This is a genomic window from Asticcacaulis currens (assembly GCF_028550395.1).
Classification (GTDB): domain Bacteria; phylum Pseudomonadota; class Alphaproteobacteria; order Caulobacterales; family Caulobacteraceae; genus Asticcacaulis; species Asticcacaulis currens.
In genome coordinates this window covers 482,394-490,502 of the sequence record NZ_JAQQKW010000002.1, presented here as the reverse complement: position 1 = coordinate 490,502, position 8,109 = coordinate 482,394, and the positions used below count along the sequence as shown (strand labels likewise).

Annotated in this window: 6 protein-coding genes; 2 read left to right on the top strand and 4 right to left on the bottom strand. The window is 59.0% G+C overall.

Going from position 1 to position 8,109, the window contains the following annotated elements:
• Both PQU94_RS05375 and PQU94_RS05370 read left to right on the top strand, forming a co-directional pair.
• The coding region (locus PQU94_RS05375) for an SDR family oxidoreductase (RefSeq protein ID WP_272740460.1) at positions 1–294 on the top strand (294 nt) is incomplete at its 5' end.
• 237 nt (positions 295–531) lie between these two features.
• A complete protein-coding gene (locus tag PQU94_RS05370; protein WP_272740459.1) occupies positions 532–1,284 on the top strand; it encodes a FadR/GntR family transcriptional regulator in 753 nt (250 codons plus the stop codon).
• Positions 1,285–1,304: 20 nt separating this feature from the next.
• Here the strand turns inward: PQU94_RS05370 and PQU94_RS05365 are convergent, their stop codons facing one another.
• Genes PQU94_RS05365 through PQU94_RS05350 form a run of 4 tightly spaced genes read right to left on the bottom strand, consistent with a single transcriptional unit; the run spans position 1,305 to position 7,931 of the window.
• On the bottom strand, positions 1,305–3,641 hold the full coding sequence (locus PQU94_RS05365) for a hypothetical protein (protein ID WP_272740458.1): 2,337 nt from the start codon (positions 3,639–3,641) through the stop codon (positions 1,305–1,307).
• A 4-nt stretch (positions 3,642–3,645) separates the two neighbouring features.
• A complete protein-coding gene (locus PQU94_RS05360; protein ID WP_272740457.1) occupies positions 3,646–5,136 on the bottom strand; it encodes an MFS transporter in 1,491 nt (496 codons plus the stop codon).
• A 12-nt stretch (positions 5,137–5,148) separates the two neighbouring features.
• The gene (gene bglB / locus PQU94_RS05355; RefSeq protein ID WP_272740456.1) at positions 5,149–6,255 is read right to left on the bottom strand and encodes a beta-galactosidase BglB; all 1,107 of its coding nucleotides are present in this window, start codon (positions 6,253–6,255) and stop codon (positions 5,149–5,151) included.
• Between the two features lie 14 nt (positions 6,256–6,269).
• Positions 6,270–7,931 carry a hypothetical protein gene (locus tag PQU94_RS05350; RefSeq protein ID WP_272740455.1) on the bottom strand — a complete coding sequence of 554 codons (1,662 nt, stop codon included), beginning with the start codon at positions 7,929–7,931 and terminating at the stop codon, positions 6,270–6,272.
• Positions 7,932–8,109: the final 178 nt, after the last annotated feature.

Sequence of the window (8,109 nt, the reverse complement as noted above, 5' to 3'; positions counted from 1 at the left end):
GCCACCAAGGCGGCGGTGATCGGCCTGACCAAGTCGGTGGCGGCGGACTTCGTGGCGCAGGGCATCCGCTGCAACGCCATCTGCCCCGGCACGGTGGAGACGCCGTCGCTGCTGCAACGGCTGCACGACACGGGCGATTTTGAGCAGGCCTATAAGGACTTCACCGCGCGTCAGGCCATGGGCCGCTTCGGCAAGCCGGAAGAACTGGCGGCGCTGGCCGTCTATCTGGGCTCGGACGAATCCAAATTCACCACTGGCCGCGCCCACATCATCGACGGCGGTTGGGTGATGTAAGCCTCATAGCAAGCTATGGTTCAGAACACTTTTGGGTCGAGACGAAGTGTTTTTTCGTGTTTTTCGTGGCTGAGTCCTCTTATGACCTGTCGTCCGGATATCTCACAACGCTTGGCAGCCAGAAGCCGTTTAAAGCGCGAAAATTGTTCCGATTTGTAAACCACTTGTGGAACTTGGTCTGGTAAATTCGCCTACAGTGAGATATGTAAGACAAATTGTCAGACAGGCAGGTGACTCGTGGCTCCCATCAAACAAAAGCTTTATCAACAAGTGGCAGCCCAGATTGCCGCAGACATTAAAGCCGGGGTCTATCAGCCGGGGCAGAAGCTGCCGCCTGAACGCGACATAGCGGCCAAGTACAATATCAGCCGCCCAACCATGCGGGAGGCCCTGACGGCCCTCGAAGTGATCAAACTGGTACAGGTGCGCAAAGGGTCAGGTATCTTCGTAACCGAGGATGTCCCCGAAAGCACGCCGTCAACCGACCTGAAGACCAGCGCTTTTGAGCTGATCGAGGCGCGCATCCTGTTTGAAGGCGAGGCGGCGGCGGTGGCGGCTGTGACGGTGACTCCGGAAGATATCGTTGAGCTGGAAGCCATCCTGCAGGAGATGGAACGCGAAATAAAGGCCGGGCCCGCGCGCGGTCCTGCCGACCGGCAATTCCACATGAAAATTGCCGAAGCCACCCAGAACGCCACCATTGTGCATGTGGTGTCCATGCTGTGGGACATTGGTCAGGAGTCGATCATCTACAAGCATTTTCAGATGGCCGCCGCGCAGGCGGGATTCCGTGTCAGGCTGGATGAACACGAGGCCATTCTGAATGCGCTGAAGCAAAAGGATGCACAGGCCGCGCGTCTGGCCATGCGCGAACACCTGACGCGCGTGATGAACAACATGCTTCAGGCGACCGAGAGTGAAGAGATCGAGCGTGCGCGGCGTGAGATTGCGGAAAAGCGCGAAAACGTTCGCAAGCGGATAGCTATGTAAGGCTAACCGTCGTCTAAGCCCTATACCCTCAAGGTTCTGCGCTCTCCCGCTTTCAAATTAAGTTTGCGCAGGTCCTGAACATAGCCTTCGCCTAAGGGCCGCCCCGGATCACGGTCAATCATCAGGCTAACCCCCGCATTGCAGGCCGTGGGGTTGTAAAGGGTGAGTTCGATATGCGACGGCCTGAACTGCGCAGAGGCCTCGATATTGTCGAAAGCGACACACAGATTCTCTGCCGGGTTGAGATAGAGGCCGGGCAGGTCTGTTGTCGTCATCATCAGCGCGGTTTCGGCCCAGGTCGAAAGCGGCAACACGTAGCCGATCGTGTCCGGCCCCTCCCAGTCGGTCAGATTGACCCGTTCGCTGACATAGCCATGCGGCTGGCCGGGTATGTCGTTTTTCGGATGGGAGAGATATTGCGGGATATTGTGCGCCATCTCATGCAGCAGACGCAGCACGTAGGTATCCTTGGTGTATCGGTAGAGTTTCAGAAGCTCGTGGCCAGAGGCGGTGCAGATGCCCGGTGCGCTGTGCTTGTTTTGCGCGTTGGCATAGACGCCGCCGGTCGTGGCTATGCCCAGCTTGGCGTAGGCCGAGATGGCCGGAAATTTGAAATCATAGTCCACGACCCAGCTACCGAACTGTCGCGCCGCCTGTAGGGCACGGCTTAGCCACAGGGCGTCGCCACTCATCTCATAGAGCGCCGTATAGGACTGAACAAGCCCGTAGGCCGACTCCGAATCCGGGCATTGCAGCGCGTCTCCGGGCCCGCCATAGGTCAGTCCGGTCGCCGTGAAGCGCTCATAAAAGTAGGCACCGATTTCCAACGCCGCCTGTTTGTATTCAGGCACATCGAAAAAGCTACCCGCCAGAGCCAGACCGGCGGGGGCTGCTGCTCCGCTGCACGACCCTCCGACGCGTATGTCACCGGTGAGGGAATCGACGAATTGGCCCAATTGCCCGTGGGTTTGCCACAGCTTGACGAAGGCCGAGCAGGCCCGTTTCTGGCCCTCGACCCAGTGCGGTTTGAGTGCGATGCCGCGTTTGGCCATCAGAGCGAACTGCCGCTGAATCAGATAGATGGCGTCGGCGCTTTTGCGGATCAGATGCCAGTTTTTGGTGTGCGGCTTACGGATATCGCCGCCGTACCACTGCGTGCCCTTGGCTCCGCTGTCCCAGTAAAAGCCTGAGGGGCTGAGACCGTTGGGGAACAGCCAGTCAAACATATTCAGCACGCGCGCCTGTGTTTGCGGCGAGCCGGCCGCCAGCAGGGGCAGCGTGCTCATCATGCCGCCTGTCCAGCCTATCTGCCAGTCTTGCAGGACGTTTTCACGCAGCCCCACCGAATAATAGCCCGGTTCGGCGTAGTTGAGGCGGTTGAACTTGTCTTCCAGTGTCCGCATGGCTTCGGAATAGGGCAGGGTGTTACGCAAAACCGGTGCGGAGGATGCCTGCCTGTGGTCGGCCAGACGGTCGAACAGGCCCTGAACCGTCTCGCAGGCAAAGCGTGACAGGGTGAAGGGCAGGGTAAAGGCATCCCCCGGTTTGGCCGAGAGCGGGGTGTCCCAACTGGCCTGACGGTTATCCATGAAGCGGTAAAGCGTCTCTTCGCGTAAAACCGGGCAGGTAATCGACAGGATGGCTTTGCGGCGGTCGCGGCTTTCGCGGATAGTCAGACCCAGATCACCGGCCTCATTGGCCTGTTGGGTGCGCAGCCACAGCCCCTGATGCGCCGTCGGGTCAAAGACGCCAATCGCCGGGGTGGACAGGGCACCCGATCGTTCTTGAAGAATGGAGGGCTGATCGCCCAGAGACAGGCGCGGGACGTCGGTAATCAGCGGTGGCTTGTCCGGTCCGATGTCCTGCACTTCGTAGAGTTTGGGTGAATATTGCAGGCGGCGGAAGTCGAAGCGGTTGCCGTTATAGACGGCGCCCGGCATCAGCACATAGTTCTCAGCCGACCACGGCGCGCAGTCCATATCGACGGCGAGGCACAAATTCAGGCCCGTCCCCGACAGAAGACGAAAAGAGACCCGGACGTCGCGCCCACCCGCCCCCGTGTCGGTGATCTCGACCTCTATGGCCCAGCGTCCGGCCGCAAACTCTATGTCCTGACGGCCGGGCTTAAGGGGGAGCCGCACCTCGGAAACGCGACGGTTGTTATAGTCCGGATCGTGCTGTGACAGACGCACATATAGCCCCATGCCCTGCCAGTCGGAGGTGGTGACCTTTTCTGTCGGCTTGTCCTTCGCGTGTCCCCGTTCGGGGCTCAGTCCGGGCACGGCCAGAACAGCGCCCCCCAAAATCCCGGCTAAATCCCGACGATTCAGACCGGAGGTCGCGTGCGAACGTTTCATGACGTTAACGGGTCCATCGGGTGCTGCGGTTGAGTGGACCACGTCCCCACAGGGCGCTGAACGTCCACCCGGTCAGGCGTTCAACCGTCTGCTTGTCGCTCTCGGAAAACTCGGACTCACCGGCCTTCAGACGGCTGACCACCGAGGACAGTACCGCATGGGTCTTATTGTTGAGGCTGAGGCCCGTGGAGACGGCAAAGCCGGTGACCATCAGGGTCAGTGTGCCCCCGATAAGGACGCAGACGATTACGAAATTGGTGGCCTGCGACTGCGTGGCCGCCTTGGCGGCGAAACCACTCCATTCCAGCACGGCCCCGACCGACATGACGGCCAGCGCCTGCGCGGCCTTTCTGACGAAGGTCATAACGCCGGCAATGGTGCCATCGCGGCGCTTGCCTGTAATCACCTCATCAATGTCGCCCATGTAGTTGTAGAGGTTCCACGGAATATAGGCCAGACCGCCGCGACCGAGGCCTGCCAGCGCAATGGCCCCATAAAGCCACCAGTTCAGGTCAGAAGGTTTGACGAGATATATGGCGAGCAGGCTGGTGATCCCGGCCCCGCACAGCACAATCGCTAACCGATAGGTGGGGGCGGGTTGCAGGGTCAGGCACAGGCTTATGGCGGCCATAACCCCAAAAAACTGCCCGAAGGCCACGGTCCCCAGCAGGTTAGAGGCCAGAACCATACTGCTGCCCAGAGCAAAGACCACGAAATAGGCAAAGACCGCGTTGAACACATCCATCGCAATATAGCCACTGAGGTACATGCCCAGATGGATGCGGAACGTGCGTATCTTGAGCGTGGACCACAGGTCGCCATAGAGGTTGAGGATGGGATTGCCGCGTCGCGGCGCTTCGGGTGGCTCTCCGGTCCGGTCGCGCTCCCACGACTGCGACCAGGTCAGCAGAACCGCGATCATGAACAGACCGCTGAAGATCAGGCCCAGATAGAGGAAGGTATTGGCGTCGTCCTTGCCCATAAAATCGACGATGCGGCCAGGCAGAACGCCCGCCAGCAGAGAAGCCGCCTGACCGAACAGCAGGCGCGCTCCGGCAAACTTGGCTTTTTGCTTGTAATCGCTCGTCATTTCCGAAGCCAGAGTCTCATAAGGAATGAGGACAGCGGCATAGACAAAGTCAAAGAAGATGTAGGTGAGCAGATAATACCAGAAGGATTGTCCGCTGACCCACATCAGGGCGAAGCAGGGCAAGAGGAAGACCGAAATCAGCAGGAAGGACCGTCGCCGTCCGAAGCGACGGCCAATAGCCGTGCCGCCAAAATTGTCGGAAATAAAGCCGATCAGGGGGCTGGCTATTGCATCGACCACACGCGCCACAGCGAAAATCGTGGCCGCCTCAATGGCCGTTAAACCGCAGAATGTGGTGTAAAAGTAAAGGAGCCAGGCTCCGGTTACACCCACGGCTCCGGCCCCCAATATATCGGTGGCACCATAGGAAACGTAGGTGAAGGGGGTGATGCGGCGGGCTTTCATGAGGACTGGCCCTTACAAGGTGCGTTGCAGAAATTCAGTCAGTGCCAGCATGGACAAGGACTGTCCGTATGGCATGGGTGTCAGGGGGATGTCCCTATAGAACTGAAGGTCAGACCCCATGCCGGTACCAAATGACGTGTTTTCCAACTCCCCGCGCGCATTGATGTTGCTCAGAACCCCTTTGAGCGCCCGCACCCCCGTCTGCTCAAAGGCCGCCGGCAGATATTGCTTGCGCACCGCTTTGAGGATACCGGCGGCGAAACCGGCTGTGGCCGAGGCTTCAAGATAGGAGCTTTCGTCGGTCATCAGGGTGTGCCACAGGCCGCTTTCGTCCTGAAGCCGCGCGGCGGCCGACACCTGAGCGTGCAGGGTGTCAAGCAGGTAACGCCGCAGGAAGTCGTCTTCCTTGAGGTCCAGCATCTCGATAAATTCCGGAATAGCGATGGTCACCCAGCAGTTGCCACGCGCCCATAGGGCATTGGCGAAGTTATGGCGGCCCTCAAAGGTCCAGCCGTGGAACCACAGACCGGACCGGGAGTCATAAAGATACTTGATATGGGTCAGGAATTGTTGCTTGGCCTCATCAACATATTTGGGGCGATCCAGCAGCAAGCCGATCTTGGTCAGGGGCAGGACCGACATAAAGAGTGTATCGTCCCACAGTTGCTGGCGGTTTTCCCCATTGAAAACGATGTGCTGAAACCCGCCTTCTTCGGTGCGCGGCAGATCGTGCATCAGGTACTCCCCCCAGCGATCCAGATAGGCGCGATACTTGCGGTCGCCATAGGCTTCGTAAAGGTGCGCGAGGGTCAGCATGGGCGCGGCGCTATTGATGTTCTTGGTCGGGGTACCGCGCGCAAAATGATCTTCGAACCATGCCACGATGACGTCCAGCGCTTTCTTGTCGCCGGTCAGCTCATGGTATTTCCACAGACCAAACAGGGCGACGCCGTGCGTCCAGTCCCAGCCGTTCCAGCCCTTGGTGTCGATGACGCGGCCATCGTCAAGTACTTGGAGGAACTCACCGGTCGTGTCTTCAATCTCCGTCAGGGCGACGATGAGATTTCCGATCTTGTGTTTGACCTCTGATGCCTCGATGCCAAAAACCGAGTTGGGCATGGTTTCCTCCTGAATCAATAGGTTGTGACGAGCCCGTAGCGCGCTTTCAGCGCGTCGATGCCGGACTGCATCCCGTAAAGGTCGTGAAAGGTGGGGGGCGTGTTGACGAAGCGAAAGGGCTGACACAGGGTCGGGCACAAGGGCGCTTCCGTCAGTTGGCGATAATCCGCCCAAGCCTGATCGTAGTCAGTCAGAGCCGCGTTTATGATCGCTTCGGCACCCGGCGTGCCGTCCATGAGGAAGGCTGTCCAGGCCGCGTTGATGAGGCGCTGAAGGTGAAAGGCATAGAGAGTGCTGAGACGGATAAACGCAGTTGTTTGCGGGTTCTTACAGGTCAGGTCACGGCTAAGGCTGACGGCCTGCTGCCACAGATCGAGCGCCGCGGCCTTTTCGTCCAACACCGCTTCCGCCAGCCCTTGCTGGCGGATGGCGGCAAAACTGTTGTTCAGAATACCCCATTTTTCCGGATGCGCCTCAGCATTGACGGCGTCGGGTACGATGCCGCCCAGAAATTCGTCGCGCCACCAGTAGGGATTGATGGCCGCGACCTGACTGAGCTTGCCCTTTACAACAGCAGCTTCGGAAATCAGGCACAGCTCACGCAGGCGTTGCGCATTGGTGTTATCAAAGCCGAAATCAGAGGTGGCGACTTCAAAAAAGGCCTTCTCTTCGCCACCTTGCGGGTCTGCCGCCCAAGCCGCCAGTACGGACGCATTCAGGGCGGGCCAGAAGTCGTGCGCGATGTGCGGCCCCCGCCATCCGCCGCCCCTTGACCATACCCAGATACCAGAAAAGTTTGGATGTGCCATGAGGTCGCTCAGGCTGCCGGGGTATTGGCCTTTTGTTTCCTCAAAGCCGTCTATGACGCCACGCGCGATATAGTTTGGAATGGCCCCCTTGCCCTCATATTCACGCTGGCATTGCACCTCGACGATCTGGCGGTGATGCGACTGGCCAAGGGTTGGATTGAAGGGCAAGCCGCGATGAAAGTCGCCGGCCGTATGCTTGCTGGAAAAGATCAGCTTGTCGTGCGGCGGGACGGCGTCGGCAATCGTCCTGTAGATATCTGGCGAGGTGTGGATCCCGCCGAAGGCCCAGGTACGATAGACGACAAGGCGGTCGTGACCTTCGCACGCCACAGTGCGCAGCCAACTGATCAGGTCGATATGCGCCAGAACCGCCTCGGCAGGGGACAAGGCGTCAAAGGCCGCGCGGCCAAAGTGGTGCGGCAGGTCGTGGTCGTAGGCTTCACCGGTACGCACCACTATGCCGTCGAGTTGCGGAAAGCGCTGAAAAACCGCGTCAAATACCGCCTTGTGCCACTGACGACCCGCGTCGCTCCACAGGCTGTAGTCGTCGATCTCCGCCTTGGCTGTTACGGGCAAGGTCATCAGGTCTGTGGACACCAGGGCCTGAAGACCAGCGGTTTTGCGCGCCGTGATAAAGACGTCGATTTCCGCTGCCCGGGCCTCAATCCACGCCAGTATCTGTGCGGTCAACTGATGATAACCGTAGGCGACGGCCGTCTGAAGTCCCTTATGGTCGTGCAGAACGTCGGCGGTGAAGTGATGGGTGCTCAGAAAGGCGGGATCACGAAAGGCGCTCTGTACGGGTGCTTCGCCGGGATTGTCGTGAATCGAATGAAGACACAGGAGTCGCGCAGGCTGAGACGTCACGCCTGCGCGTGCGTCCTTATCCGGCACCGTGTCTCCCAAGGGGTTCCTCATCTTATCCTGATCACTTTTGACGTGGCCTTTAAATTGGACATGTAGCTTTTAGATTTTTATGTCAAGACATTTAGGTAAGTTATCTGAAGGTTGAAGCCATTGCCTCCATGGTCTTCATCTTTACCAG